26 protein-coding genes and 2 tRNA genes are annotated in these 24,386 nt (G+C 55.9%); 16 read left to right on the top strand and 12 right to left on the bottom strand.

From position 1 onward, the window contains the following. Window positions 1-22 precede the first annotated feature (22 nt). The gene (gene grxD, locus DFO52_RS11020; RefSeq protein WP_003832760.1) at window positions 23-370 is read right to left on the bottom strand and encodes a monothiol glutaredoxin 4; all 348 of its coding nucleotides are present in this window, start codon (window positions 368-370) and stop codon (window positions 23-25) included. 338 nt (window positions 371-708) lie between these two features. On the opposite strand from grxD, the gene DFO52_RS11015 reads away from it, so the two are divergent. Beyond that, a complete protein-coding gene (locus tag DFO52_RS11015) occupies window positions 709-1,482 on the top strand; it encodes a C40 family peptidase (protein ID WP_029739796.1) in 774 nt (257 codons plus the stop codon). Between the two features lie 122 nt (window positions 1,483-1,604). Next, a complete protein-coding gene (gene sodB, locus DFO52_RS11010) occupies window positions 1,605-2,186 on the top strand; it encodes a superoxide dismutase [Fe] (protein ID WP_047648011.1) in 582 nt (193 codons plus the stop codon). Window positions 2,187-2,224: 38 nt separating this feature from the next. Here the strand turns inward: sodB and DFO52_RS11005 are convergent, their stop codons facing one another. Together DFO52_RS11005 and DFO52_RS11000 are read right to left on the bottom strand one after the other, a co-directional pair. Further along, a complete protein-coding gene (locus DFO52_RS11005) occupies window positions 2,225-3,391 on the bottom strand; it encodes an MFS transporter (protein ID WP_133550370.1) in 1,167 nt (388 codons plus the stop codon). Window positions 3,392-3,554: 163 nt separating this feature from the next. Next, a complete protein-coding gene (locus tag DFO52_RS11000) occupies window positions 3,555-3,644 on the bottom strand; it encodes a YnhF family membrane protein (protein ID WP_008500596.1) in 90 nt (29 codons plus the stop codon). A 297-nt stretch (window positions 3,645-3,941) separates the two neighbouring features. On the opposite strand from DFO52_RS11000, the gene purR reads away from it, so the two are divergent. Then, window positions 3,942-4,967 carry an HTH-type transcriptional repressor PurR gene (gene purR / locus DFO52_RS10995; RefSeq protein ID WP_023335431.1) on the top strand — a complete coding sequence of 342 codons (1,026 nt, stop codon included), beginning with the start codon at window positions 3,942-3,944 and terminating at the stop codon, window positions 4,965-4,967. A 17-nt stretch (window positions 4,968-4,984) separates the two neighbouring features. Here the strand turns inward: purR and punR are convergent, their stop codons facing one another. Further along, complete coding sequence (gene punR, locus DFO52_RS10990) at window positions 4,985-5,896, bottom strand: DNA-binding transcriptional activator PunR (RefSeq protein WP_023311350.1); 912 nt, start codon at window positions 5,894-5,896, stop codon at window positions 4,985-4,987. Between the two features lie 114 nt (window positions 5,897-6,010). Between punR and punC the strand changes: the two genes are divergently transcribed. After that, window positions 6,011-7,210 (top strand): purine nucleoside transporter PunC, encoded by a 1,200-nt coding sequence (gene punC / locus DFO52_RS10985; protein ID WP_133550369.1) that lies wholly within the window; start codon window positions 6,011-6,013, stop codon window positions 7,208-7,210. Between the two features lie 298 nt (window positions 7,211-7,508). After that, a complete protein-coding gene (cfa, locus tag DFO52_RS10980) occupies window positions 7,509-8,657 on the top strand; it encodes a cyclopropane fatty acyl phospholipid synthase (RefSeq protein ID WP_029739791.1) in 1,149 nt (382 codons plus the stop codon). A gap of 30 nt (window positions 8,658-8,687) precedes the next feature. On the opposite strand, the gene DFO52_RS10975 is transcribed toward cfa, so the two are convergent. After that, on the bottom strand, window positions 8,688-9,332 hold the full coding sequence (locus DFO52_RS10975) for a riboflavin synthase (protein ID WP_023311347.1): 645 nt from the start codon (window positions 9,330-9,332) through the stop codon (window positions 8,688-8,690). A 225-nt stretch (window positions 9,333-9,557) separates the two neighbouring features. On the opposite strand from DFO52_RS10975, the gene mdtK reads away from it, so the two are divergent. From mdtK to DFO52_RS10955, 4 genes are all read left to right on the top strand, one after another. Then, window positions 9,558-10,931 (top strand): MdtK family multidrug efflux MATE transporter, encoded by a 1,374-nt coding sequence (gene mdtK / locus DFO52_RS10970; protein ID WP_121931330.1) that lies wholly within the window; start codon window positions 9,558-9,560, stop codon window positions 10,929-10,931. Window positions 10,932-11,084: 153 nt separating this feature from the next. Further along, window positions 11,085-11,161, top strand: a tRNA-Val gene (locus tag DFO52_RS10965). A gap of 4 nt (window positions 11,162-11,165) precedes the next feature. Then, window positions 11,166-11,242 (top strand) — tRNA-Val (locus DFO52_RS10960). A gap of 118 nt (window positions 11,243-11,360) precedes the next feature. After that, a complete protein-coding gene (locus DFO52_RS10955; protein WP_133550368.1) occupies window positions 11,361-12,956 on the top strand; it encodes an FAD-NAD(P)-binding protein in 1,596 nt (531 codons plus the stop codon). A gap of 28 nt (window positions 12,957-12,984) precedes the next feature. Here DFO52_RS10955 and DFO52_RS10950 read toward each other — a convergent pair whose 3' ends face one another. Both DFO52_RS10950 and DFO52_RS10945 read right to left on the bottom strand, forming a co-directional pair. Next, window positions 12,985-13,620, bottom strand: a complete 636-nt coding sequence (locus DFO52_RS10950; RefSeq protein WP_023335425.1) for a carbonic anhydrase — start codon at window positions 13,618-13,620, stop codon at window positions 12,985-12,987. Window positions 13,621-13,692: 72 nt separating this feature from the next. Further along, complete coding sequence (locus DFO52_RS10945) at window positions 13,693-14,475, bottom strand: MBL fold metallo-hydrolase (RefSeq protein WP_133550367.1); 783 nt, start codon at window positions 14,473-14,475, stop codon at window positions 13,693-13,695. Between the two features lie 125 nt (window positions 14,476-14,600). Here DFO52_RS10945 and DFO52_RS10940 point away from each other — a divergent pair, with 125 nt between their 5' ends. Continuing rightward, window positions 14,601-14,741, top strand: a complete 141-nt coding sequence (locus DFO52_RS10940) for a hypothetical protein (RefSeq protein ID WP_003857665.1) — start codon at window positions 14,601-14,603, stop codon at window positions 14,739-14,741. A 92-nt stretch (window positions 14,742-14,833) separates the two neighbouring features. Here DFO52_RS10940 and DFO52_RS23105 read toward each other — a convergent pair whose 3' ends face one another. Continuing rightward, window positions 14,834-15,001, bottom strand: coding sequence for a hypothetical protein (locus DFO52_RS23105; RefSeq protein ID WP_014831607.1), 168 nt, complete (start codon window positions 14,999-15,001; stop codon window positions 14,834-14,836). A 245-nt stretch (window positions 15,002-15,246) separates the two neighbouring features. On the opposite strand from DFO52_RS23105, the gene DFO52_RS10935 reads away from it, so the two are divergent. From DFO52_RS10935 to DFO52_RS10920, 4 genes are read left to right on the top strand one after another with little or no spacing between them, the layout of a single operon-like run. Further along, entirely contained in the window at window positions 15,247-16,077 is an 831-nt protein-coding gene (locus DFO52_RS10935; RefSeq protein ID WP_166642362.1) for an ABC transporter substrate-binding protein, read from the top strand. 2 nt (window positions 16,078-16,079) lie between these two features. Beyond that, window positions 16,080-16,895, top strand: coding sequence for an amino acid ABC transporter ATP-binding protein (locus DFO52_RS10930; RefSeq protein ID WP_133550366.1), 816 nt, complete (start codon window positions 16,080-16,082; stop codon window positions 16,893-16,895). Next, the gene (locus DFO52_RS10925; RefSeq protein ID WP_133550365.1) at window positions 16,895-17,671 is read left to right on the top strand and encodes an amino acid ABC transporter permease; all 777 of its coding nucleotides are present in this window, start codon (window positions 16,895-16,897) and stop codon (window positions 17,669-17,671) included. Before DFO52_RS10930 ends, DFO52_RS10925 begins: the two co-directional genes overlap by 1 nt. Next, on the top strand, window positions 17,655-18,341 hold the full coding sequence (locus DFO52_RS10920; protein WP_047648019.1) for an ABC transporter permease subunit: 687 nt from the start codon (window positions 17,655-17,657) through the stop codon (window positions 18,339-18,341). The genes DFO52_RS10925 and DFO52_RS10920 overlap by 17 nt, the downstream gene beginning before the upstream one ends. Here the strand turns inward: DFO52_RS10920 and fumD are convergent. The 4 genes from fumD to DFO52_RS10900 form a co-directional block, all read right to left on the bottom strand. Beyond that, window positions 18,322-18,531 (bottom strand): fumarate hydratase FumD, encoded by a 210-nt coding sequence (fumD, locus tag DFO52_RS10915; RefSeq protein ID WP_008500615.1) that lies wholly within the window; start codon window positions 18,529-18,531, stop codon window positions 18,322-18,324. The genes DFO52_RS10920 and fumD overlap by 20 nt on opposite strands. A gap of 110 nt (window positions 18,532-18,641) precedes the next feature. Continuing rightward, window positions 18,642-19,454 carry a MetQ/NlpA family ABC transporter substrate-binding protein gene (locus DFO52_RS10910; RefSeq protein ID WP_008500616.1) on the bottom strand — a complete coding sequence of 271 codons (813 nt, stop codon included), beginning with the start codon at window positions 19,452-19,454 and terminating at the stop codon, window positions 18,642-18,644. Between the two features lie 27 nt (window positions 19,455-19,481). Beyond that, window positions 19,482-20,150: a methionine ABC transporter permease gene (locus DFO52_RS10905; RefSeq protein WP_008500617.1), complete on the bottom strand. Its 669-nt coding sequence runs from the start codon at window positions 20,148-20,150 to the stop codon at window positions 19,482-19,484. Further along, entirely contained in the window at window positions 20,143-21,165 is a 1,023-nt protein-coding gene (locus DFO52_RS10900) for an ATP-binding cassette domain-containing protein (protein ID WP_029739782.1), read from the bottom strand. The genes DFO52_RS10905 and DFO52_RS10900 overlap by 8 nt, the downstream gene beginning before the upstream one ends. A gap of 400 nt (window positions 21,166-21,565) precedes the next feature. Here DFO52_RS10900 and DFO52_RS10895 point away from each other — a divergent pair, with 400 nt between their 5' ends. Together DFO52_RS10895 and DFO52_RS10890 are read left to right on the top strand one after the other, a co-directional pair. After that, window positions 21,566-22,936: a cystathionine beta-synthase gene (locus DFO52_RS10895; RefSeq protein ID WP_047648022.1), complete on the top strand. Its 1,371-nt coding sequence runs from the start codon at window positions 21,566-21,568 to the stop codon at window positions 22,934-22,936. Between the two features lie 11 nt (window positions 22,937-22,947). Beyond that, window positions 22,948-24,093 (top strand): PLP-dependent aspartate aminotransferase family protein, encoded by a 1,146-nt coding sequence (locus tag DFO52_RS10890; RefSeq protein ID WP_047648023.1) that lies wholly within the window; start codon window positions 22,948-22,950, stop codon window positions 24,091-24,093. Window positions 24,094-24,386 lie beyond the last annotated feature (293 nt).

Genomic DNA, 24,386 nt, shown 5'->3' with positions numbered 1-24,386 from the left:
GCTTTTTTATTTGCGCAGAAAATTACTCTGCGTCCGGCTCTTCGGTTTTGTACTTCGCCGCCGTCTCTTTGATCAGCTGCTGCAGTTCGCCGCGCTGATACATTTCAATCAGGATATCGCAGCCGCCAACCAGCTCACCGTCAACCCACAGCTGTGGGAAAGTCGGCCAGTTAGCGTACTTAGGCAGCTCAGCGCGGATGTCCGGGTTCTGCAGGATATCAACGTAAGCAAAACGCTCACCACAGGCTGACAGCGCCTGAACCGCTTGTGCGGAGAAGCCGCAGCTTGGCAGCTTCGGAGAACCTTTCATATACAGCAGAATCGGGTTTTCAGCGATCTGGCGCTGGATTTTTTCAATAGTGGTGCTCATGTCTTGCTTCCTTTAACTTCTGTTACGGCATTCGTCTGACATTGTAGCGGTTCAGACTGGCATCGGAAAATAACATTTTTGTCACGTTTATACATTCTACCCCGAGTCACGAAAAGTTGCATTGCAAATGGTGTTTACCCCTGCGGCAGTCAGGGTTTTGCTTAAGGAGTGGGCAAATGTGCGACAGAACGATGAATTTTTTTGCACTTGCTAACGAAACAGGATTGTAGATTGAAAAATGCTATTAACTTTCTGGGTTTTTATAGATTAGAATCGACGGGCTTTGTAAATCACACGCGGGTATTATTGATGACCTGCATTTATCAGGGGACTGCCCAGTGGCGCGGATAAATAAAATCTCGATCACGCTCTGTGCTTTACTGTTTACTTCACTCACTTTCACGCCAGTGGCAAACGCCTCTCAGCAGGCGCGGCATTCTGCTGTACAAAAAAACCATCTGGTGAAAGCCACAGAACGTAAGAAAAAAACCACCGCTAAGAACGACAAGAAAAAAACACCGGCTCAGACGAAACAGACCGCTTCCAGCAAGACGAAAACAAAACCTTCCCGCACTGCACACTCCTCCAAAAGTAAAGCTTCGCAAACCGCCGCTAACCTCGTTACTGAAAAATGCATCACGCGTAAAGGCCACAAGGCGAAATGCACGAAGGTCACGAAAATAGCGGAAGTGCATAAAGTGCGTGTACAGAAAGCGCAAAAAACCGCGATGAACAAACTGATGGGGCAGATTGGCAAACCTTATCACTGGGGTGGCAGCTCGCCGCGTACCGGTTTTGACTGCAGCGGCCTCGTCTATTACGCCTATAAAGATCTGGTCAAATTCCGCATTCCTCGTACCGCCAATGAGATGTACCACCTGCGCGATGCCTCACCGGTTGACCGCGGTGAGCTGGAAAACGGCGATCTGGTGTTCTTCCGCACTCAGGGTCGCGGCACGGCTGACCACGTCGGCGTGTATGTCGGCAATGGGAAATTCATCCAGTCACCGCGTAGCGGCCAGGATATTCAGATCACCTCTCTCAGTGAAGACTACTGGGTACGCCACTACGTCGGCGCGCGTCGCGTGATGACGCCGAAAACCATTCGCTAACCCCTGCCCTGCCACATCCGTGGCAGGGTAAGTTCCTCTTTTGCATACCCTTTCAATTTGCTATCCTGTCCATGTTGTCTGTGTGGTTATTGGCAACACAAAATACAATAAGGAGAGAAGCAATGTCGTTCGAATTACCTGCACTACCGTATGCAAAAGACGCCCTGGCACCGCACATTTCTGCGGAAACCCTGGAATATCATTACGGCAAGCATCACCAGACTTACGTCACCAACCTGAATAATCTGATCAAGGGCACCGATTTTGAAGGCAAAACGCTGGAAGAGATCGTCCGCAGCTCAGAGGGTGGCGTCTTTAACAACGCTGCTCAGGTGTGGAACCACACCTTCTACTGGCACTGCCTGGCACCGAATGCCGGCGGTGAACCTGTCGGTGAACTGGCTACCGCTATCAACACCGCATTTGGCAGCTTCGCGGATTTTAAAGCGAAATTTACCGATGCAGCCATCAAGAACTTCGGTTCTGGCTGGACGTGGCTGGTTAAAGAGGCGGATGGCAAACTGGCTATCGTGTCCACTTCAAACGCAGGTACCCCGCTGACCACCAGCGCGAAGCCGCTGATGACCGTGGACGTGTGGGAACACGCTTACTACATTGATTACCGCAACGCGCGCCCGAACTACCTGGAGCACTTCTGGGCACTGGTTAACTGGGACTTTGTCGCGAAGAACTTCGCCGCGTAAGAGATACGCAGAAGGGTTCGCCCTTCTGCGTTTTTGGTTTATTCCGCAGCGCAGGCTGCTTCAGGCTGTTTACGACCCGACATCACCACCAGCAGCAGGCCGAGCGCGGCAATAATCGCCCCCATCACCGGCACAAAGCTGTACCCCAGACCACCTGAAATCACGGCTCCACCGGCCGCGGCGCCCAGGGCATTACCCAGGTTAAACGCACCGATATTCACGGAAGATGAAAGTCCCGGCGCCTCATGCGCGACACGCATTACGCGCATCTGCAGCGGCGGCACCACGGCAAAGGTGGCGGCTCCCCAGACGACCATCGCAATCGCGGCCCCAAACTCATTACGCGCAAGCCACGGAATGGCAACCATGATGACAATCAGCAGGGTTAAGAAGCCCTTCAGCGTCCCGCTTACGGAACGGTCGGCAAATTTCCCGCCGAGATAGTTGCCAATCGAGAAGCCCACGCCAATCAGCACCAGCATTGCGGTCACAAAGAGTGGCGTTGCGTGGGTAATATCATGCAATACCGGTGAAATATAGGTGTAGAGGGTAAACATCGCCCCTGCCCCCAATACGGTGGTGAGCAGCGCGGAGAGCACCTGCGGGCGCATAAGCACCGACAGTTCTCTGCGCACGTCAGGACGTTCCCCCGCGCTGCCTTTCGGCAAGGAGAAGAACAGCGCCACCATTGCAACCACGCCAAGCCCGGCAGTCGCCAGGAAGGACATACGCCAGCCGATCGCTTCCCCCAGCCAGGTTGCCGCAGGCACCCCGCCGATGTTGGCAATCGTCAGCCCCATAAACATGGTTGCCACGGCGCTCGCCTGCTTATGTTTTGGCACCACGCTGGCAGCCACGACCGACCCCAGCCCAAAGAACGCGCCGTGGTTAAGGCTGGTCAGAATGCGTGACAGCATCAATGTGGTGTAGTCCGGCGAAATGGCCGAAAGCACGTTGCCCAGGGTGAAAATCGCCATCAGGAAAATCAGCGCATTGCGGCGCGCGCGGTGCGAAAGCAGAAGCGTCATCAACGGCGCCCCGACCATCACGCCGATAGCGTAGGCGCTGATTAACATCCCTGCCGCAGGGATAGAGACATCTACGCCCCGGGCAATAACAGGCAGTAACCCCATCGGGGAGAATTCAGTGGTGCCAATCCCAAAAGCGCCAATCGCCAGGGCCAGCAGGGGAAAATTGATTTTCATGCGTCAACTCCGGATGCCGTGTCATGTGGTGACACAGAACAAAGAAGCGGAAAGCATGACATCAATCACAAAAAATGAGAAGTTAACAAAATGGCAAAAGATTTTTGCCAGAGAAGTAACAATCCGGGGAGTCGGGAGGGAGAAGGCTCTCCCTCCGCGTAAATCAGTGCAGCGCAGCCGTCAGACCGGCCGCAACAATCAGAGCCAGCACAACAACGGTGGTGAACAGCGAAAACTTAAGATCGGAACTCATCAATTTTTCTCCTTTTAATCCCCACACGAAAAGTGAGCTTGCTCATTTTTGCACAGATTACGTCAAAAATCTTCCTGGATTTATACTGATAACCACTTTACCTCTTCCCCTTTTCATCAAGATAGGACAAAATTCCACGCTAAATTTATTAGCGTACCGGCCATTGACCCCCTCCTGACGTCCCGTGTCGTTTTCCCGGCGTGCCGCAATTCAAGATTGCGAGATAAGGGTGAGAGAAGGCAAACGTTTACCTTCATGTTTTTCAGGAGCTTAGGATATGGTCTGGAGTGACATTTAATGGCAACAATTAAAGACGTAGCAAAACGCGCAAACGTTTCCACTACAACCGTATCACATGTAATTAACAAAACCCGCTTTGTGGCGGAAGAGACGCGCAACGCCGTCTGGGCAGCGATCAAAGAGCTGCACTATTCGCCAAGTGCGGTTGCGCGTAGCCTCAAGGTTAATCACACCAAGTCCATTGGATTGCTGGCGACCAGCAGTGAAGCGGCCTATTTTGCCGAGATCATTGAAGCGGTCGAAAAGAACTGCTTCCAGAAAGGCTATACCCTGATTCTGGGCAACGCGTGGAATAGCATTGAAAAACAGCGTGCCTACCTGTCGATGATGGCGCAAAAGCGCGTTGATGGCCTGCTGGTGATGTGTTCCGAGTATCCGGAGTCCGTGCTGTCGATGCTGGAAGAGTATCGCCATATTCCGATGGTGGTGATGGACTGGGGCGAAGCGCGCGCGGATTTCACCGATTCCGTTATCGATAACGCCTTTGAAGGCGGCTATATGGCCGGTCGCTATCTGATCGAACGCGGTCACCGCGAGATTGGCGTGATCCCCGGTCCGCTGGAGCGCAACACCGGCGCGGGCCGTCTGGCCGGTTTTATGAAAGCGATGGAAGAAGCGCTGATCAACGTGCCGGAAAACTGGATTGTGCAGGGCGACTTTGAGCCGGAATCGGGCTACCGCGCGATGCAGCAGATCGTCTCCCAGCCGCACCGTCCTACCGCCGTGTTCTGCGGAGGCGACATCATGGCCATGGGCGCGCTCTGCGCTGCCGACGAGCTGGGCCTGCGCGTCCCGCAGGATATTTCCGTGATCGGGTATGACAACGTGCGTAACGCGCGTTTCTTCACGCCAGCGCTGACCACCATTCACCAGCCGAAAGATTCGCTGGGCGAAACGGCCTTCAATATGCTGATGGACAGAATCGTCAACAAGCGTGAAGAGTCGCAGTCCATTGAAGTTCACCCGCGTCTTATCGAACGCCGTTCCGTAGCGGACGGTCCGTTCCGCGACTACCGTCGTTAATCGCTTTACGGGGCCAGCTATGCTGGCTCCCGTAACCATTCCCGGTTTAGCGTTTCGCTGTCTCCCAGATAATCCAGCAGCCAGGCCATCGCAGGCGAGACATCATTTTGTTGCCATGTGAGGCAGCAGGCCGCATCCGGGAACGGATTCTCCAGCGTCAGCTCAACCCACTCTCCTGTATCGATGCGCGGACGCGCGAAATGAACGGGCACCATTGCGACGCACAGTCCGGCGCTGAGGCACGTCGCCGACGATTCCCAGTCAGGGGCTACCACCCGCCGCTGGTTGTCCAGAAGCCAGGTGATACGCTTCGGCAATGAACGGGACGTATCCTCCAGCACCAGCGACGGCCAGTTGCGCAGCGTATCATCGCTCAGCGGCCCTTCCATCGCCGCCAGCGGATGATCGCTTGCCACCACGCACTTCCAGCTCAGCATCCCCATATCGCGAAAGGCGTAACGTCCCCCAACCGGGATCGCCTGCGTGGCCCCAATCGCCATCTCTGCCCTGCCGTCCGCCAGCGCATCCCAGACGCCGTTGAACACCTCCTGCGAGACCCGCAGCTCGACGTCAGAAAAATGACGGTAGAAATCGACGATCATCTGCCGGGTGCGCTCTGGCTTAACGATATTATCCACGGCGATGGAAAGATGTCCCCGCCAGCCGTTAGCGATCTGCTGACACTGTTCGCGGGTGATCTGCATTTTTTTGATAACAGAACGCCCTTCCTTCAAAAACCACGCGCCTGCGGGCGTTAATTCCACATCACGATGCCGCCGTTCAAACAGCGGAACCGCCAGCCACTCCTCCAGCTGACGCACCGTGTAGCTGATTGCCGAAGGGACGCGGTGCAGCTCCTGCGCCGCACCGCTAAAGCTGCCGTTACGCGCAACAGCATCGACCACTTCAAGAGAATAATCTGACCACATTTTCTGCCTGCAAAAAATTTGAATGCACCCGCCAAATATTAGCGTTTCACAAGCGGCTTTGCACTCCCTACACTCAGCGCCAATGTATACCTGCCTCCTCAGGAGAATAAAATAATGCAACCCAGGAACGGTTTTTTAGTCTGGCTCGGCGGCTTAAGCGTGCTGGGCTTTTTGGCCACCGATATGTACCTGCCGGCGTTTGCCGCCATGCAGGAAGATTTGCAAACGCCTGCCGCCGCCATCAGCGCCAGCCTGAGTTTATTCCTCGCCGGTTTTGCTTTCGCACAGCTTCTCTGGGGACCGCTCTCGGATCGCTTTGGTCGTAAACCGGTACTGCTGCTGGGCCTGGCCATTTTTGCCGTGGGCTGCCTGGGGATGTTATGGGTACGCGATGCCACCTGGCTGCTGGTGCTGCGTTTTATTCAGGCCGTGGGCGTCTGTGCCGCGGCCGTGACCTGGCAGGCGCTGGTCACCGACTATTACCCGGCTAACCGCACAAACCGTATTTTCGCCACCATTATGCCACTTGTGGGTCTCTCACCTGCCCTCGCCCCTCTGCTGGGCAGCTGGATCCTCGCGCATTTCGACTGGCAGGCCATCTTCGCCACGCTGTTTGCCATTACCCTGGTACTGATGCTGCCGGCGTTCGCCCTCAAGCCCGCGCATAAAAAAGAAGCGCATGCTGACGCGAAGCCGATTACCTTCACTTCCCTGCTCAGCACCAAAGCGTATCGCGGTAATGTCCTGATCTATGCCGCCTGCTCGGCAAGCTTCTTCGCGTGGCTCACCGGTTCGCCATTCATTCTGCACGATATGGGCTACAGCCCGGCAGCCATCGGCCTGAGCTATGTTCCGCAGACCATCGCGTTCCTGGTGGGCGGGTACGGCTGCCGCGCGGCGCTTCAAAAGTGGGAAGGTCAGCAGATGCTGCCGTGGCTGCTGGTGCTGTATGCGCTGAGCGTCATCGGGACCTGGGCCGTTGGCTTTATTCCGGGTGCCGGTCTGGCCGAAATTTTGATCCCATTCTGCGTGATGGCCGTCGCGAACGGGGCGATTTACCCGATTGTCGTAGCCCAGGCGCTGCGTCCCTTCCCGCAGGCGACAGGCCGCGCCGCCGCGCTGCAGAACACCCTGCAGCTGGGGCTGTGCTTCCTGGCAAGCCTGGTGGTATCGGCGCTGATTGCCACGCCGCTCCTGACCACTACCAGCGTGATGCTGGTGACCGTTGCGCTGGCGGTGTTGGGCTATCGCATGCAGGCCTCCGCGCAGCGTGAGCAGGAAAAGAGTGCTCAGGTTGAAACGTCACATGCCTGATTGCGCCAGAAATCATGTTAATTTTCAGTGATTAGGTTGCTAAGAATTTTCTATTGAATCACCAAATTTTGAGGCCTATACTAAATTTGGTTCGATTAAATACGATAAATATTAAGTGTTAACGGGAGCCGGAGCGCTCCCGTTTTACCATGGAAGGCATTTCGGCAAGGGTTATCTCCCTTCCTCTGTTCTACGTCGGATACTAGCCTCGCGGTATTTACCGTGAGATTTCTCACAAACCAAAAAAAGCGTCTACGCTGTTTTAAGGTTCTGATCACAGTAGGGTGATGGAGAAGCTATGAGTTCATCGTGTATAGAAGAAGTCAGCGTTCCGGACGACAACTGGTCCCGGATCGTCAGTGAACTGTTAGGTCGAGCAGGCATCACTATCAATGGATCATCGCCATCCGATCCGCAGGTTAAACATCCCGACTTTTTTAAACGCGTGCTGCGGGAGGGATCGTTAGGCCTGGGAGAAAGCTATATGGACGGCTGGTGGGAGTGCGAACGTCTGGACACCTTTTTCGCCAGCGTGCTGCGTGCCGGTCTTGAAAATCAACTCCCTCGCAATCTCAAAGACACCCTGCGCGTCGCCTCTTCCCGACTGTTCAATCTGCAAAGTAAAAAGCGCGCGTGGATCGTAGGTAAAGAACACTACGATCTTGGCAACGACCTGTTCAGCCGTATGCTGGACCCTTTCATGCAGTACTCCTGCGCCTACTGGAAAGAGGCGTCGACGCTTGAAGAGGCACAGCAGGCCAAGCTGCGTCTGATTAGCGAGAAGCTACAGCTCCAGCCCGGTATGCGCGTGCTGGATATCGGCTGCGGCTGGGGCGGGCTGGCGTATTTTATGGCGAAGCACTATGGCGTCAGCGTCGTCGGCGTGACGATTTCAGCGGAACAGCAAAAAATGGCGCGGGAACGCTGCCAGGGCCTCGATGTGGATATCCGGCTGCAGGACTACCGTGACCTGAACGAACAGTTTGACCGGATCGTTTCCGTCGGCATGTTCGAGCACGTCGGGCCGAAAAACTACGCTACCTATTTTGAGGTGGTGGATCGGAATCTGAAACCGGACGGCATCTTCCTGCTGCACACCATCGGCTCTAAGCGGACCGACAATAACGTCGACCCGTGGATCAACAAATACATCTTTCCGAATGGCTGTTTACCGTCCGTCCGCCAGATTGCCAACGCCAGTGAACCCCATTTCGTGATGGAAGACTGGCATAACTTTGGCGCGGATTACGACACCACGTTGATGGCCTGGCACGCGCGTTTTCAGGAGACCTGGCCTGAGATTGCGGACAACTATTCTGAACGATTCAGGCGGATGTTTAGCTATTATCTGAATGCCTGCGCGGGGGCGTTTCGCGCACGGGATATTCAGCTCTGGCAGGTGGTATTCAGCCGTGGGATTGAACACGGACTACGTGTCGCACGCTAAAAAATAACCCCGGATACCCGGGGTTATTTTTTATTCTTCTTCTGCGGCGGTCTTTATTATTGCCGCTTCTTTTGCTGCCAGCACGCGCTCAACCGTATCCACCACCGCCTGGGTTTGCGGATCGATTTCAATATTCACGCGGTGCCCCAGTTTTTTGGCGCCCAGCGTGGTGCGCTGCAGCGTTTCAGGAATTAAATGCACGCAAAAACGCGTTGGCGTTACTTCACCCACCGTCAGGCTAATCCCATCAATGCCAATAAATCCTTTATAGAGGATGTATTTCATTAATGAAGGATCCTGCATTTTAAACCAGATTTGACGGTTATTTTCCGAGGTCACGATTTTTGCCACTTCAGCGGTGGTCATGATGTGGCCGGACATCAGGTGCCCGCCAATCTCATCGCTGAACTTTGCCGCCCGCTCAACGTTGACGGTATCTCCCACCGCCAGCTCGCCCAGGTTGGTGATGCGCAGCGTCTCTTTCATTAAATCAAAGCTAATCTGGTTGCCGTTAATTTCGGTAACGGTCAGGCAGCAGCCGTTGTGAGCAATCGACGCGCCGGTTTCAATACCCTCAAGCATATATTCCGGCAGCTCAACAACATGAGTACGGAAATTAGGTTTTTCATCAATGGACACCACTTTGGCGGTGCCCTGCACAATACCAGTAAACATGCTTACAACTCCTGTTTTTTCCGGACGGTGGTGACACCGTTTAATCCCACCACAATAACAGTTGGAAAAAGAGGTTGCCAGCGGAGCGCATTTTCTGGCGATTTTTTCACTAGATAAATAGCTAAAGCCCGCTACAATAGCTGGCACCCCCCTGCATTTTCTTCTTGCTGCCCGTTTCGGCGGCTTTTTTAGTCTCTCAAATAACAACAAAATAAAGGTGTTCACGTGCAGAAGTACATGAATGAAGCGCGCCAGCTATTGGCACTGGCTATACCAGTGATCGTCGCGCAAGTGGCCCAGACCGCAATGGGATTTGTGGATACGGTAATGGCAGGTGGCTACAGCGCCACCGATATGGCGGCCGTTGCTATCGGCACGTCAATCTGGCTTCCGGCCATCCTGTTCGGCCACGGTCTGCTGCTCGCGCTCACGCCGGTTATCGCTCAGCTCAATGGCTCGGGTCGTCGCGAGCGCATTGCCCATCAGGTCCGTCAGGGTTTCTGGCTGGCAGGGTTTGTCTCCGTGCTGATCATGGTCGTGCTCTGGAACGCGGGCCACATCATTCGCGCTATGCATAACATTGACCCGGCACTGGCTGATAAAGCCGTGGGCTATCTGCGCGCCCTGCTCTGGGGTGCGCCCGGCTACCTCTTTTTCCAGGTAGCGCGTAACCAGTGTGAGGGCTTGGCGAAAACCAAGCCCGGGATGGTGATGGGCTTTATCGGCCTGCTGGTCAACATTCCGGTGAACTATGTCTTTATTTACGGTCATTTCGGGATGCCGGAGCTCGGCGGCGTCGGCTGCGGCGTGGCGACGGCAGCCGTTTACTGGGTGATGTTCTTCTCCATGATCGCCTTTGTAAAACGCGCCCGCTCCATGCGCGATATTCGCAACGAGAAAAGATTTAGCACGCCGGACTGGAACATCATGACGCGTCTGGTGCAGTTAGGGTTGCCGATCGCCCTCGCGCTGTTCTTTGAGGTGACCCTTTTTGCCGTAGTCGCCCTGCTGGTCTCCCCGCTGGGCATTGTGAACGTGGCCGGGCACCAGATTGCGCTGAACTTCAGCTCCCTGATGTTCGTCCTGCCGATGTCGCTGGCGGCGGCGGTGACGATCCGCGTCGGCTTCCGCCTGGGCCAGGGCTCAACGCTGGATGCGCAAACAGCCGCCCGGACCGGGTTGGGCGTCGGCGTGTGCATGGCTGTCTGTACGGCGCTCTTTACCGTTGCATTACGCGAGCAGATCGCCCTGCTCTACAACGACAACCCGGAAGTGGTGGCGCTGGCCTCGCACCTGATGCTGCTGGCCGCGATTTACCAGATTTCCGACTCCATTCAGGTGATTGGCAGCGGCGTGCTGCGCGGATATAAAGACACGCGCTCCATCTTCTTTATCACCTTTATCGCCTACTGGGTGCTGGGACTGCCGGCTGGCTATATTCTGGCCCTGACTGACTTAGTGGTTGAGCGCATGGGTCCGGCAGGGTTCTGGATGGGCTTTATCATCGGCCTGACGTCGGCGGCGATTATGATGATGATGCGAATGCGCTTCCTGCAACGCCAGCCATCAACGGTCATTTTGCAGCGCGCGGCACGTTAACGACGCGGTAGCCGCCGCCCGGCGGCTACTTTCTCTTCACTTTGCGCGGTAATGAAGCAATCGCGTGAAATCAGAGAGAAAAATGCATTTTCCCTCTTGCCACCTCGGTGCTGTGCCGCTAATATTCGTCCCCGTTGTCACCGACAACACGTTGCGTTCATAGCTCAGTTGGTTAGAGCACCACCTTGACATGGTGGGGGTCGTTGGTTCGAGTCCAATTGAACGCACCATTCTGCGTCCGTAGCTCAGTTGGTTAGAGCACCACCTTGACATGGTGGGGGTCGGTGGTTCGAGTCCACTCGGACGCACCATTTCAGTCCTGAAATGGTGCAAATCCTCTTCTGATATCCTGAATTTTCCTAATCCTTTATTTTCATCATTATTCTCCTGCTACGCTTTTCTTATGGAAAAAAAACAGGAAGACCGTCGATGAAGAAAATCGCGATTATCGGCTCCGGCCCCACAGGGATTTATACTTTTTATCATCTCCTTAAAAACAGCACGCCGCTCTCAGTTTCCATCTTTGAACAATCCGAAGACGCTGGCGTGGGTATGCCCTATAACGACGACGATAATTCCCGGCTGATGCTGGCGAACATTGCGAGCATTGAAATCCCGCCCATTTTTATCACCTACCTCGACTGGCTCAAGGAACAGAGTGACGCCCATCTTGCGCGTTTTAAGGTTGATAAAGCCCGCCTGCATGACCGACAGTTCCTGCCCCGACTCCTGCTGGGCGAGTATTTCCGCGACAGCTTTCTTTCCATCGTAAAAGAGGCAAAAAAGCTGGGATTCAACGTTGATGTCCATGAATCTGCGAAGGTCACTGACATCATTCCCACGACAACCGGCGTTACGCTTTCCGTAAACGGCAGCGTCTTGCCCGAACAATTCGACCTTGCGGTTATCGCCACCGGCCACGTCTGGCCAGAAGAGGATGAAGCTACGCGCACGTTCTTCCCAAGCCCGTGGTCCGGTCTGATGGACGCCAGTATCCCTCCCTGCCGCGTCGGTATTATGGGGACATCGTTAAGCGGTCTCGACGCGGCCATGGCGGTAGTGATGCAGCACGGTGAATTTCGTGATGATAAATTCGTGCTGGATAAAGGCAGCGACGCGTTGAAGATTGTCCTGATGTCCCGGACGGGCATTCTGCCGGAAGCCGATTTTTACTGCCCTATCCCCTACGAACCGCTGTCGGTATTGACCGAAGGCGCGGCTGAAAGCGAGATTGCCAAAGGATCGGATGGCCTGCTGGATCGCATCTTTACCCTGATGGTCAAAGAGCTTCAGCTCGCTGACCCGACGTGGTGCGAGAAAATATCGCTGCATAAGCAGAACGCGGACAGCATTCGTGAGGCCTGGTTTGAGGATCGTAAACGGCACGGCCCCTTTACCTGGGCGGAAGAAAATCTCAACGAGGTGGAGCGAAACAAACGCGAGCGGCGCACCGTAGCCTGGCGCTATACCGTGCTTCGGCTGCATGAGGTGGTTCAGGAGATTGTTCCCCACCTCAACGAACGGGACAGAGAGCGCTTTAAGCAAGGCCTCGCCCGCGTATTTATCGACAACTATGCGGCCATTCCTCCGCAGTCTATCCGCAGGCTGCTCGCGCTTCGCGAAGCCGGCATCATCAGCGTGGCGACGCTCGGTGACGATTACGCGCTGGACGTTGGCAGCGATCGCACGGTAATCACCACAAAAGAGACCGTTTACCGCTTCGACGTGTTTATTGATGCGCGCGGGCAGAAGCCGCTCAAAACGAAGGATCTGCCCTTTCCGACGCTGCGCAAACAGCTGGAAGCCACGGGCGAAGAGATACCGGACGTCGGTGAGGATTACACCTTAAATGCGCCTGACGCCGTTCGCGGTCGCATCGCCTTCGGCGCGATACCGTGGCTGATGCACGATCGACCCTTCGTTCAGGGGCTGGCGGAGTGTGCAGAGATTGCACAAGCAATGGCGAAAGCGGCGGAAAAACCCGCGTCCGGATCGCGGCGCAGATTACCGTATATTGAGAACTGACAGGGCTTCCATGCCCTGCTGTCGCGGATTACTCGAAGAAGACTTCCGGGTTTTCAGACAGCGAAACGAAGGTTTTCGTCTCTTTATCCAGGGCAAGAATTTTGCCGCTTTCAATGTCGTACACCCAGCCGTGCAGTCGGATGGAGTTATTACGCAGGCCCACCGCGACGGACGGGTGGGTCTTAATGTTGCTCAGCTGCGCAAACACGTTCTCCTGCACCATCGCATTGACCTTATCGATCGGCTTATCCCAGGTTTTCTTCTCTACCACGGCTTTCGCCGCGTCAGAATAGCGCAGCCAGTGTGACACAGCAGGCATCGGTTCCAGGTTCGCGTTATCGGCAATCGCCTTCATCGCGCCACAGTTGGAGTGACCGCAAATCACGATATCCGTCACGCCCAGCGCCACCACGGCGTATTCGATAGTAGCGGACACGCCGCCAGGCTCCGGCCCGAAAGGCGGTACGATGTTGCCAGCATTACGAATGACAAAGAGTTGTCCTGGCTCTTGCTGGGTGACCAGTTCCGGGACCAGACGGCTGTCGGAGCATGAGATGAACAGCGCTTTGGGATTCTGGCTGGACGCTAAACTGCGGAAGAGTTCTTTACGTTGCGGGAAAATCTCTTTTTGAAAGCTGAGAAAACCTTCAATGATATGTTGCATAGCAATGTCTCTTTTATCTGTTTTAGTTTAGGCATGATCGAGATCACACTCGTAAAGTTTACCCATCGTGGTTTACTTCAGACAAGCAATATATTTCTGGCCCGACCGCTGCACAATCTCGTCCGCACTGGCCTGGATGTTCTGCCCTTCAAACGCGCCGTAAAGGCGTTCAAAGGTTTTGCCTTCGAGATGACTCACCACCGACGCCACGGTGCGGGCCGGCAGCGGAAGATAATTCGGATAGCTCCACATAAACGAGACGGCGTCTTTACCCGGCGTGGCCTGCAGAATATCGCCCACCAGCAACACCCCATCCCCCTCCTGCCAGTGCAGCACGGTTCCACCGGCAAAATGCCCGCCCAGACGCAGCAAGGTGACCGACGGGAAAACGTCCAGCGCGTCCCCCTCCCAGAAATGAATGGCCGGGCTGTCGCGCATGACCCACTCCCTGTCGCTGGCGTGCAGGTACACCGGCGCATCAAACGCCGCAGCCCACTCCTGCATCGTGGTGTAATAGTGCGGATGTGAAATCGCAATTGCGCTGATGCCGCCGAGGGCGGTAACGAGCGCTTTGGTTGCGGGGTCGAGGTTGGCGATGCAGTCCCAGAGGATATTGCCGTGGGGCGTTTGCAGGAATAGCGCCCGCTGGTTTATCGCAAACGCGGGCACCGTTTTGATCCCGAACAGCCGCGGCTCCAGCTGCTGCCATTTGTTGGTATGCGTGGCGGTGACGGTGTCGAGATCGGTCCACGCCTGGCCCGTGGCGGGCACGTACTGGCGCTCATCTTCACAAATCGGACATCGGTCCGGCTGCGTATCGTAGGCTGTTCCACAGGTTTTACAGAGTATAATCATGTGCTCTCCTCAGCGATAAAGCACTGAGTATGGCAGGGATTATCCTTATGTGCTGCGAGGTACATTGCTGGCTTTTTTTGCCCTATACTGTGCCAGTATCAAAAACTGAACAGAGCAGGTGCCACATGGAAATTGATCTCGATAACTTAGTCTTTAACGGTCTGGATGAAGCCGAAGAGCGTAATGCGGAACGCCTGGACGATGCGGACAAAAAAGCGCAGGCGATTGTCGCCGACGACGACTGCGGCGACGCCTGCAAGATCTAATAAAAAAGCACCGGTATCCCGGTGCTTTTTTATTTCACTCGTTAAACGTCACGCACACCTCGTTCCAGTACGTTTCGCGCGTGCGGCGCAGTTCAGCGTGACGTTTTATCATGGAACCACTCCGGGTCAATGTTGGCAACGTCGACGCCATACAGGCTGGCGACAGGCAGGATTGACTCAAGAACACGTTGCGCGCTGTTCTCCGCATTCACTGGTCGGGTCGCAAAAAACCGCCGTAACGTGCTGATCCATTTTTTCATCGTCTTACCCTCTTTCGCCGTGTCTGACCTCAGTTAAGCACTCAAATGCCGCGCGGGGGAAATACCAAAATCCACTGTCGATGTGCAGGATCTGCAAATAGCATCCCGCTCTTTTCACTCTTTATTAACACCTTGTTCACTAATGCTTTTTTGCTCATAGCAAAGAACGATTTCTTATTTGGCGATAGCTTTCGCTTATGGGAGCGTAGCGGGGTAAAACAAAAACAACGGGATGGCGAATGACTATGGCAGCAAACATGAAAGGGTTTACCAAACGGACACTGGTTCTGGGATTACTGGCGGCGGGCAGCCTGCTTTCAGCGCAGGCACAGGCCGATCAGCTGGCGGATATTAAGGCCGCAGGGGTGGTGAAAGTGGCCACGTTTGACGCCAACCCGCCGTTTGGCTCTATTGATGCCAAAACGCACGAGATCGTGGGTTATGACGTGGACTTCGCCAAAGCGCTGGCAAAATCGCTCGGCGTGAAGCTTGAACTGGTTGCCACCAATCCGGCTAACCGTATTCCGCTGCTGCAGTCCGGAAAAGCAGACCTGATTGTGGCGGATATTACTATCACCCCTGAACGCGCGCAGGTGATTGATTTCTCGACCCCTTACTTTGTCACCGGCCAGCAGTTCCTGGTTCCGGCTAAATCACCGGACAAGCTTGATGACTATAGCCGGGCGCGCATTGGCGCGGTCAAAGGAACAACGGGCGAGCAGGCGCTGCACCAGCGTTTCCCGCAGTCACGCGTGCTCTCGTATGACGATATTCCGCTGGCGCTGACGGCACTGCGCAATGGAAACGTGCAGGCCATTACCCAGGACAGCACCATTCTGGCCGGTCTGCTGGCGCAGGCACCGGATAAAGCGAACTTTAAAATCCTGCCCGACCTGCTCAGCAAAGAAGAGATTGGCGTTGGGGTGAAGAAAGGTGAAACCGCGCTGCTGAAGGCCGTTAACGACGAGCTGGTTAATCTCGAGAAGAACGGTCAGGCGGCAAAAATCTACGACGTCTGGTTTGGTCCAGGCACCCCAGCTCCACAGCCTCGCGGCTTTAAAATAGAAGCCAGATAATTATGCTCTCAGGTTTATTTTCACACTCCGCGGCCGGTGCCGCGGATTTTTCACATCTGGAACAGGCCAGCGTCGAGTTTCGTCATGTGGACAAACGCTACGGTGACCATCAGGTTTTAAACGACATTAATCTCACCATCACCCCCGGTGAAGTGGTCGCCATCCTCGGCCCTTCAGGTTCCGGTAAATCTACCCTGATCCGTCTCATCAACCAGCTTGAAACTCTTAGCGGCGGAGAGATTCTGGTCGATAACAAGCCTACCGCAAAGCTCTCCGGTACCGTGCTTCGCCAGCTGCGCAGCCGCGTGGGGTTTGTGTTCCAGCAGTTCAATCTTTACGCCCACCTCACCGCCAGCCAGAACATCACCCTGGCGCTGGAGCACGTTCACGGCTGGAAGCCGCAGCCCGCACAGGAGCGCGCGCTGGCCCTGCTGGAGAAGGTCGGGATGCTGGAAAAAGCCCACCATTTCCCGGCGGAGCTTTCCGGTGGACAGCAGCAGCGCGTCGCGATTGCCCGCGCCCTCGCCTCTTCACCGCAAATCATTCTGTTCGATGAACCCACCTCCGCGCTGGATCCGGAGATGATTGGTGAAGTGCTGTACGTGATGAAAGCCCTCGCCCACAGCGGGATCACGATGATCGTGGTGACCCACGAGATGCAGTTTGCCCGGGAAATTGCCGACCGGATTGTCTTTATCGACGGCGGGCAAATTCTGGAAACCGCGCCGCCGGCACAGTTTTTCAGCCAGCCGTCGCATCCGCGCGCGCAGCGGTTCCTGCAAAAGGTGCTCAACCCGCTGCATCAGGAGCATCTGTAATGCCCGCGCTCGACTGGCAGGGGGTACTGACCGGACAGCCTCTGCAGTGGATACTCTCCGGATTCCTCACCACCCTGTGGGTAACGCTTGCCGGGATGCTGCTGGCCAGCCTGCTCGCACTGCTCTTTATGCTTCTGCGCCTTTCCGGCGGACGCCCCGGGAACGCGATCGTCAGCAGCTGGGTGTCGCTGTTTCGCAATACGCCGCTGCTGGTGCAGCTGCTGTTCTGGTATTTTGCCGCCTGGAACGGACTACCGCAGGCGTTCCGCGACGCGGTGAACGCGGATCACAGCTGGTCAATTCTGCCCGGCGACGTCTGGTGGTTTACGCCCGAATTTTTATGTTCTGCCTGGGGTTTGGGCGTTTTTACCTCGGCGTTTCTAATCGAAGAGGTGGAGTCGGGCTTACGCTCCGTGCCTGCCGGACAGCGGGAGGCGGCGCTCGCTCAGGGATTCTCCGCGTGGCGTCTGTTTCGTTACATCCTTCTGCCGCAGGGCCTGGCCAACGCCTGGCAGCCGGTCGTGGGCCAGTACCTTAATCTGATGAAGCTCTCCTCGCTCGCAAGCGGAATTGGCTTTGCCGAGCTGACCTATCAGGTCAGACAGATCGAGAGCTATAACGCGCACGCGCTGGAGGCGTTTACCCTCGGAACCGCGCTCTATCTGCTGACCGGCCTGGTCATGGGGATAGTGCTGGTTCGCATCGGACCTGAAGCGAAACGTAAACGCCAAAACGTCGCCACCTCAGGGAGTGAAAAATATGATTGCCGGACTTAATGTCATCACCGATAACCTCGATTATCTGCTGTGGGGACGCGCGGCAACGGGTGAACCGGGGGGCGTATTGCTCTCGTTAATGATGGCTGCCGGGGCCGCCATCATCGCTCTGCCCGGAGGGATAGTGCTCGCGTGTCTGGCCTGGCGCTTTACCGGGCTTGTGCGAAAGGCCCTCTTTTTGTGGGCAGAGCTGATTCGCGGTATCCCGCTCATCTTCGTGATTTTCTGGATGTGGTATCTCCTGCCGCTTATGACCGGAGGCGATCTGCCGGGGGCGCTGACCGTCACGCTGGCCCTGGCCTGGTTTACCGCGGCAACGGTGATGCACTCGGTACTGGCAGGGCTTAACGCGCTACCGTCCGGACAATATGAGGCCGCACTGTCTCAGGGATTCAGCACGCAGCAAACCCTCCTGCGCGTGCTGCTGCCGCAGGCGCTGAGGAATATTCTGCCGTCGCTGGTGGGGATTTTTATCAGCCTGCTGAAGGATACGTCGCTGGCGTTTATCGTGAACGTACCGGAGCTGACCACGGTGGCGGGACAGGTCAACAACCGGGTGCAAATCTACCCGGCGGCCATTTTTATCTTTACGGGCGTGGTCTACTACCTGCTCTGCTGCTCGCTCGAGCAGCTTGCGAAACGCTGGCGCATTACCCGGCCAGCGCTTTAACCACCGTTTCCATCGCTTCGGTTGTCAGTTCACTGCGTTTAACGCGCTGGTTCGCCAGCGCGGTACGCAGGACTCCGGCAATGACAATATGCTTTGGCTCCTGCCCTAAATCACGCATCTCGAGCACCACCTTCCCGACCACCCGGCACATCTCCTGGTACAGCGCTTCATCTTTGGTCACGTTACCCATCGTCATCACTCCATTGCCTTTTAAACGTTGAGCTTAAATGATTCTCCTGCCGGATACAAAAAAGAAGCCCGGCGAGAGACTCGCCGGGCTTCATCTGTAAAATCAGTAAATTAGTTGTTTACTGGAATAACCGCGCCTTTGTACTTGGTGCGGATCCAGTCCTGAATCTCTTTCGAGTGCAGCACGTTCACCAGCGCAACGATATCTTTCTTCTTCTCGTCACCGCGATGCACGGTAATGATGTTGGCGTACGGGTTATTTTCACCGCTCTCTACCGCAATCGGATCGTGAACTGGATCCAGACCGGCGTCAATCGCGTAGTTGGCGTTAATCACCACCGCGTCGCCTTCGTTGTTGTTGTACATCTGCGGCAGCAGAGAGGCTTCCACGTTCGGCGTGAACTTCAGCTTTTTCGGGTTCTCAACGATGTCGCTGATGCGCGCGGTCACTTTATCGATGCCCGGCTTCAGCTTGATAACGCCCTCTTTCTCAAAGATGGAGAGAATACGCCCCTCTTCAGAAACCGCGTCACGCATGATGATCTTGCCACCTTCCGGCAGGTCTTTCAGCGACTTGTATTTTTTGGAGTAGATGCCGATTGGCTCAATGTGGATCGCGCCCGCGCTGACGAAATCGTAGTCTTTATCGCCCGCATGATCCTTAAGTACGCTGTTCAGGTAAGGAATGTGCTGGAAATAGTTCGCGTCGATGTCATGACCCGCCAGCGCGGTGTTCGGCAGAATGTAGTCCTGGAACGGTTTAATCTCCAGGTCGATACCCTGCTTCGCCAGAATCGGCTTAGCCTGCTCCAGAATTTCGGCGTGCGGCGTATTGGATGCGCCCACGGTCAGGGTGTCGGCCCAGGAGGCGAAGCTCAGGGCGCTCAGGGTTGCGGCGGCGATCAGTGTCAGTGTTTTTTTCATGATGTGGTTCCTGTGTGTTATTAGAGATTATCTTTTGTCTAACAGTGAAGTAATGACATCGCCGCAGAACTGGATAATGAAAACGATGATCAGAATGGTCACCGTTGCCACCAGCGTGACGTCACCATGGTTGCGCTGGAATCCTTCCAGATAAGCCAGATTTCCCAAACCACCGGCGCCAATCACCCCCGCCATTGCGCTGTAGCTCACCAGCGCAATCAGCGTCACCGTAATACCCGATACCAGTGCGGGTGATGATTCCGGCAGTAAAACCCGAAACACTAACGTGCTCAGTCGTGCGCCCATAGAGCGCGTTGCTTCTATAACGCCTTTATCCACTTCACGCAGGGCGATCTCCACCAGGCGTGCGTAGAACGGTGCGGCGCCCACAATCAGCGCCGGCAGCGCCGCGTTGGCGCCAAGAATGGTGCCGACGACGGTCTTGGTGAACGGGATCAGCAGGACAATCAAAATGATGAACGGAATAGAGCGGAACACGTTCACCACAATCGAAATCACGCTGTAAACCGTGCGGTTGTGGAACAGCCCGCCGCGCGCGGTTAAAAACAGCGCCAGCCCCAGCACGATGCCCAGCACAAACGTCGCCACGCCGGACAGCGCGGTCATGTACAGCGTCTCCAGCGTCGCCGCCCAGAGCTGATCCCACTTGAGGTGCGGAAAGAGATTCTCAGCCATGTTTAATCACCTCGCCTTCAATATCGCTGTGCTGCAGGTCGGCGAGGATATTGTTCAGTTGTTCATCGGATGCCACGACATGTACCCAGAGCTGACCAAACACCCCGTGGGCGGTTTGCGTCATTTTTCCGTGCAGGATGTTAAACGGCAGGCCGTAGCGCAGGGTCAGTTCACCCACGATCGGCTTATGGGTGCTGTGCCCGGTAAAGGTCAGCCTGATGACCGTGCCTTCCAGATCGTTTGCCAGTTCGGTATTGAAGGTTTCCTCTTCGGCATACTGGCTCACCTGGCGGACAAACTGCTGGGTAATCGGCTGCTGCGGATGGGTAAAGACGCTCAGCACGTCGCCCTCCTCCACCACTTTACCGTTCTCCATCACCGCCACGCGGTCGCAGATTTTGCGCACCACGTGCATCTCGTGGGTGATCAGCACGATGGTCAGCCTGAAGCGGCGGTTAATATCCAGCAGCAGATCGAGTATCTGATCGGTGGTCTGCGGGTCTAGCGCGGACGTGGCTTCATCGCAGAGCAGCACGTCAGGGCTGTTAGCCAAAGCGCGCGCAATACCGACGCGCTGCTTTTGCCCGCCGCTCAGCTGGGACGGGTAGGCATGCTCACGCCCCTTCAGGCCTACCAGCTCCACCAGCTCGGCGACGCGCGCCTTGATATTGGCTTTTGGCACACCGGCGATTTGCATCGAGAAAGCGATGTTCTCGCTCACCGTGCGGGACCACAGCAGGTTGAAGTGCTGGAACACCATGCTGATTTTCAGGCGCGCCTGGCGCAGCGCTTCACCCTTTGCTGCAGAGATATCCTGCCCGTTAATGGTCACGCTTCCGGCGCTGGGTTTTTCCAGGCCGTTCAGCAGACGAATCAGCGTGCTTTTCCCGGCGCCGCTGTAGCCAATAATTCCGTAAATCTGTCCCTGCTCTATCGTCAAATTGACGTTATCAACGGCAGTCAGCGCGACCTTTCCGTTGTCAAAAACCTTCGAAATATTCCTGAGTACGATCATTCTTATTCTTTATCCGTTTCGCGCATGGCTGTTTAGCAGTATGGATGTCCAAACGATAGTAAACAGGCGCGATCAGCTTTCAAATGAACAAAAAAGAATTTGTTATAACTTTGGGAAATAAACAGCGGATTTACAGGGTGGGAAGCATTTAGACCAATTTCAGCAATGATTATCTGCCGGATGCATATCTGCTGATAAATGCCCGCTAAAAACGGTCGTTTTTTCAGCATTTCATGCCGATATAGCCATCCTCACATCCAGACAACTTTACGTCTTGCTGTCCTGACATCCAAATATGGCATTTATATTCTTTTCTGTTCTAAAGAGCAGTGAATGGTTCTTTATTGCGAAAATTTCGCCGCTCTATCATCCCGTCATGACATCCAGAAAGGAAAACATCATGACGATTTACCACTCCGTCACCGAACTGATTGGCCGTACCCCGCTTATCCAGCTGCACAAGCTTGATACCGGCCCCTGCTCGCTGTTCCTCAAGCTGGAAAACCAGAATCCGGGCGGCTCTATTAAGGATCGCGTTGCGCTGTCGATGATTAACGAAGCGGAGCGTACCGGCCAGCTGAAGCCGGGCGGCACGATTATTGAGGCGACGGCGGGAAATACCGGTCTCGGCCTGGCCCTGATTGCCGCCCAGAAAGGCTACTCGCTGATCCTGGTGGTGCCGGACAAAATGAGCCGCGAGAAGATTTTCCACCTGCGCGCGCTGGGTGCCCAGGTGGTGCTGACCCGCTCCGACGTTAACAAGGGCCACCCTGCCTACTACCAGGATTACGCCCAGCGCCTGGCCAACGAGCTGCCCGGCGCGTTTTACATCGACCAGTTCAATAACGAAGCCAACCCGCTGGCCCACCGCACCACCACGGCACCGGAACTGTACGAGCAGCTTGACGGCCAGATCGACGCCATCGTGGTGGGCGTCGGCTCAGGCGGTACCCTGGGCGGCCTGCAGGCGTGGTTCGCCGAGCACTCTCCGCACACGGAGTTTGTCCTGGCAGACCCGGCCGGATCGGTTCTCGCCGACCAGGTTGAAACCGGACGCTACCACGACGCGGGCTCCTGGCTGGTTGAGGGTATTGGCGAAGACTTTATTCCGCCGCTGGCCCACATCGAAGGGGTGAATCGCGCCTGGCGCATTACCGACCGCGAGGCCTTCACCACCGCGCGCGAGCTGCTGAAAACGGAAGGCATTCTGGCGGGCTCCTCCAGCGGCACGCTGCTGGCGGCCGCGCTGAAATATTGCCAGGCGCAGACCGCGCCGAAGCGCGTGGTGACCTTCGCCTGCGACAGCGGCAATAAGTACCTCTCGAAGATGTTCAACGATGACTGGATGCGTCAGCAAGGGCTCATCACGCGACCTCAGGCCGGCGATCTCTCCGACTACATCGCCCTGCGCCACGATGAAGGCGCCACCGTTACCGCCGCCCCGGACGACACGCTCTCCACCGTACTGGCACGCATGCGCCTGTATGACATCTCCCAGCTGCCGGTGCTGGAGAACGGCAAGGTGGTGGGCATTATCGACGAGTGGGATCTCCTGCGGCACATCGGCGGCGACGGCGACCGCTTCGCGCTTCCGGTGACGGCAGCCATGACGCGTCAGGTGGAGTTTCTTGATAAACACGCCCCGGAAAGCGCCCTGAACGCCATCTTCGACCGCGGTCTGGTGGCCGTGATTAATGACAACGACCGTTTTCTCGGTCTGATTACGCGCAGCGACGTTCTGACCGCCTGGCGCAACCGTCTTCAGCAATAAAGGAATAGATGATGAAAAACCTGGCTACCCTGAGCGTACACAGCGGCGAGTTCAACGACCAGCACGGCGCCGTCATGCCGCCGATTTACGCCACCTCAACGTTTGCGCAACCGTCACCCGGCGAGCATACCGGCTATGAGTATTCCCGCAGCGGCAACCCTACCCGCCACGCGCTGGAAACCGCCATCGCCGAACTGGAAGGCGGCACGCGCGGCTACGCTTTCGCCTCCGGTCTGGCGGCCATCTCCACGGTGCTCGAACTGCTGGACAAAGACAGCCATATCGTCGCCATTGATGACGTTTACGGCGGGACGTACCGCCTGATTGAAAACGTGCGCAAGCGCAGCACCGGCCTGCAGGTCAGCTGGGTTAAACCGGACGACCTGGCCGGGCTTGAGGCCGCCATTCGCCCGGATACCCGCATGGTGTGGGTCGAAACGCCAACCAACCCGCTGCTGAAGCTGGCGGATCTGGCGGCCATTGCGGCGATCGCCCGTCGTCATAACGTCATCAGCGTGGCGGATAACACCTTCGCGTCGCCGGTGATCCACCGTCCGCTGGAGTCGGGTTTCGATATCGTGGTGCACTCCGCCACCAAATACCTGAACGGCCATTCTGACGTGGTGGCCGGGCTGGCGATTGTCGGGGACAACAGGGAACTGGCGGATAAGCTGGGCTATCTGCAAAACGCGGTGGGCGGCGTCCTGGATCCGTTCAGCAGCTTCCTGACGCTGCGCGGTATTCGCACGCTTGCGTTGAGGGTAGAAAAGCACAGCACCAACGCGCTGGCGATTGCGCAATGGCTGGATCAGCATCCTCTGGTCGAAAAGGTGTTCTATCCCGGCCTGGAATCGCATCCACAGTATCAGCTTGCCCGCACGCAGATGGCCCTGCCCGGTGGGATGATTTCCGTCGTGGTAAAAGGCGATGCGCAACGCGCCACCGATGTGATTCGCAACCTGAAGCTGTTCACCCTCGCGGAAAGCCTCGGCGGCGTGGAAAGTCTGGTGAGCCAGCCTTACAGCATGACGCACGCCTCGATTCCGCTGGAGCAACGCCTGGCAAACGGCATTATGCCGCAGCTGATCCGTCTGTCAGTCGGGATTGAAGATCCCAAAGACCTGATTGCCGACCTCAGCCAGGCGCTGCAAAAATAAGCAAAACGCGGCAGGTCAATCACCTGCCGCCATAAGTTGTCATCATGGCTTAACGCCTTGATAACAATATTATGTGAAACTGCACAGAATATTTCTGAAACACCGTTTCCATTTTCCTTTTATCTTAAAATCAGCGTATAATGCGCGCCTAATCCCTGGTGAATGGTTTCAGCGCTTGGAATACAAAAAACAACGTACAACTTCTCCTCTCCTTCGTTGGGCTGTCACTCAGGCACACTTTCTTCTGCACGCTCATTTGATGTCTCCTATCCTTAGTGCGTGTCATATACTCT

Source organism: Enterobacter sp. AG326 (assembly GCF_004362415.1).
Classification (GTDB): Bacteria; Pseudomonadota; Gammaproteobacteria; order Enterobacterales; family Enterobacteriaceae; genus Enterobacter; species Enterobacter asburiae.
Note: the sequence above shows the minus strand (reverse complement) of the source record. Positions and strands in the feature narration are given on the sequence as shown.

What these genes read in the sequence shown, in the direction of transcription:
- DFO52_RS10930 (WP_133550366.1), top strand. Translation starts at nt 16,080, where the DNA reads ATGCTCTCAGGTTTATTTTCACACTCCGCGGCCGGTGCCGCGGATTTT.
- DFO52_RS10920 (WP_047648019.1), top strand. Translation starts at nt 17,655, where the DNA reads ATGATTGCCGGACTTAATGTCATCACCGATAACCTCGATTATCTGCTG.
- DFO52_RS10905 (WP_008500617.1), bottom strand. Translation starts at nt 20,150, where the DNA reads ATGGCTGAGAATCTCTTTCCGCACCTCAAGTGGGATCAGCTCTGGGCG.
- cfa (WP_029739791.1), top strand. Translation starts at nt 7,509, where the DNA reads ATGAGTTCATCGTGTATAGAAGAAGTCAGCGTTCCGGACGACAACTGG.
- DFO52_RS10955 (WP_133550368.1), top strand. Translation starts at nt 11,361, where the DNA reads ATGAAGAAAATCGCGATTATCGGCTCCGGCCCCACAGGGATTTATACT.
- DFO52_RS23105 (WP_014831607.1), bottom strand. Translation starts at nt 15,001, where the DNA reads ATGAAAAAATGGATCAGCACGTTACGGCGGTTTTTTGCGACCCGACCA.
- DFO52_RS10900 (WP_029739782.1), bottom strand. Translation starts at nt 21,165, where the DNA reads ATGATCGTACTCAGGAATATTTCGAAGGTTTTTGACAACGGAAAGGTC.
- DFO52_RS10975 (WP_023311347.1), bottom strand. Translation starts at nt 9,332, where the DNA reads ATGTTTACTGGTATTGTGCAGGGCACCGCCAAAGTGGTGTCCATTGAT.
- punR (WP_023311350.1), bottom strand. Translation starts at nt 5,896, where the DNA reads ATGTGGTCAGATTATTCTCTTGAAGTGGTCGATGCTGTTGCGCGTAAC.
- grxD (WP_003832760.1), bottom strand. Translation starts at nt 370, where the DNA reads ATGAGCACCACTATTGAAAAAATCCAGCGCCAGATCGCTGAAAACCCG.
- DFO52_RS11005 (WP_133550370.1), bottom strand. Translation starts at nt 3,391, where the DNA reads ATGAAAATCAATTTTCCCCTGCTGGCCCTGGCGATTGGCGCTTTTGGG.
- fumD (WP_008500615.1), bottom strand. Translation starts at nt 18,531, where the DNA reads ATGGGTAACGTGACCAAAGATGAAGCGCTGTACCAGGAGATGTGCCGG.
- DFO52_RS10925 (WP_133550365.1), top strand. Translation starts at nt 16,895, where the DNA reads ATGCCCGCGCTCGACTGGCAGGGGGTACTGACCGGACAGCCTCTGCAG.
- sodB (WP_047648011.1), top strand. Translation starts at nt 1,605, where the DNA reads ATGTCGTTCGAATTACCTGCACTACCGTATGCAAAAGACGCCCTGGCA.
- DFO52_RS10935 (WP_166642362.1), top strand. Translation starts at nt 15,247, where the DNA reads ATGGCAGCAAACATGAAAGGGTTTACCAAACGGACACTGGTTCTGGGA.
- DFO52_RS10910 (WP_008500616.1), bottom strand. Translation starts at nt 19,454, where the DNA reads ATGAAAAAAACACTGACACTGATCGCCGCCGCAACCCTGAGCGCCCTG.
- DFO52_RS10940 (WP_003857665.1), top strand. Translation starts at nt 14,601, where the DNA reads ATGGAAATTGATCTCGATAACTTAGTCTTTAACGGTCTGGATGAAGCC.
- DFO52_RS11000 (WP_008500596.1), bottom strand. Translation starts at nt 3,644, where the DNA reads ATGAGTTCCGATCTTAAGTTTTCGCTGTTCACCACCGTTGTTGTGCTG.
- purR (WP_023335431.1), top strand. Translation starts at nt 3,942, where the DNA reads ATGGCAACAATTAAAGACGTAGCAAAACGCGCAAACGTTTCCACTACA.
- DFO52_RS10950 (WP_023335425.1), bottom strand. Translation starts at nt 13,620, where the DNA reads ATGCAACATATCATTGAAGGTTTTCTCAGCTTTCAAAAAGAGATTTTC.
- DFO52_RS10945 (WP_133550367.1), bottom strand. Translation starts at nt 14,475, where the DNA reads ATGATTATACTCTGTAAAACCTGTGGAACAGCCTACGATACGCAGCCG.
- DFO52_RS10890 (WP_047648023.1), top strand. Translation starts at nt 22,948, where the DNA reads ATGAAAAACCTGGCTACCCTGAGCGTACACAGCGGCGAGTTCAACGAC.
- punC (WP_133550369.1), top strand. Translation starts at nt 6,011, where the DNA reads ATGCAACCCAGGAACGGTTTTTTAGTCTGGCTCGGCGGCTTAAGCGTG.
- DFO52_RS10895 (WP_047648022.1), top strand. Translation starts at nt 21,566, where the DNA reads ATGACGATTTACCACTCCGTCACCGAACTGATTGGCCGTACCCCGCTT.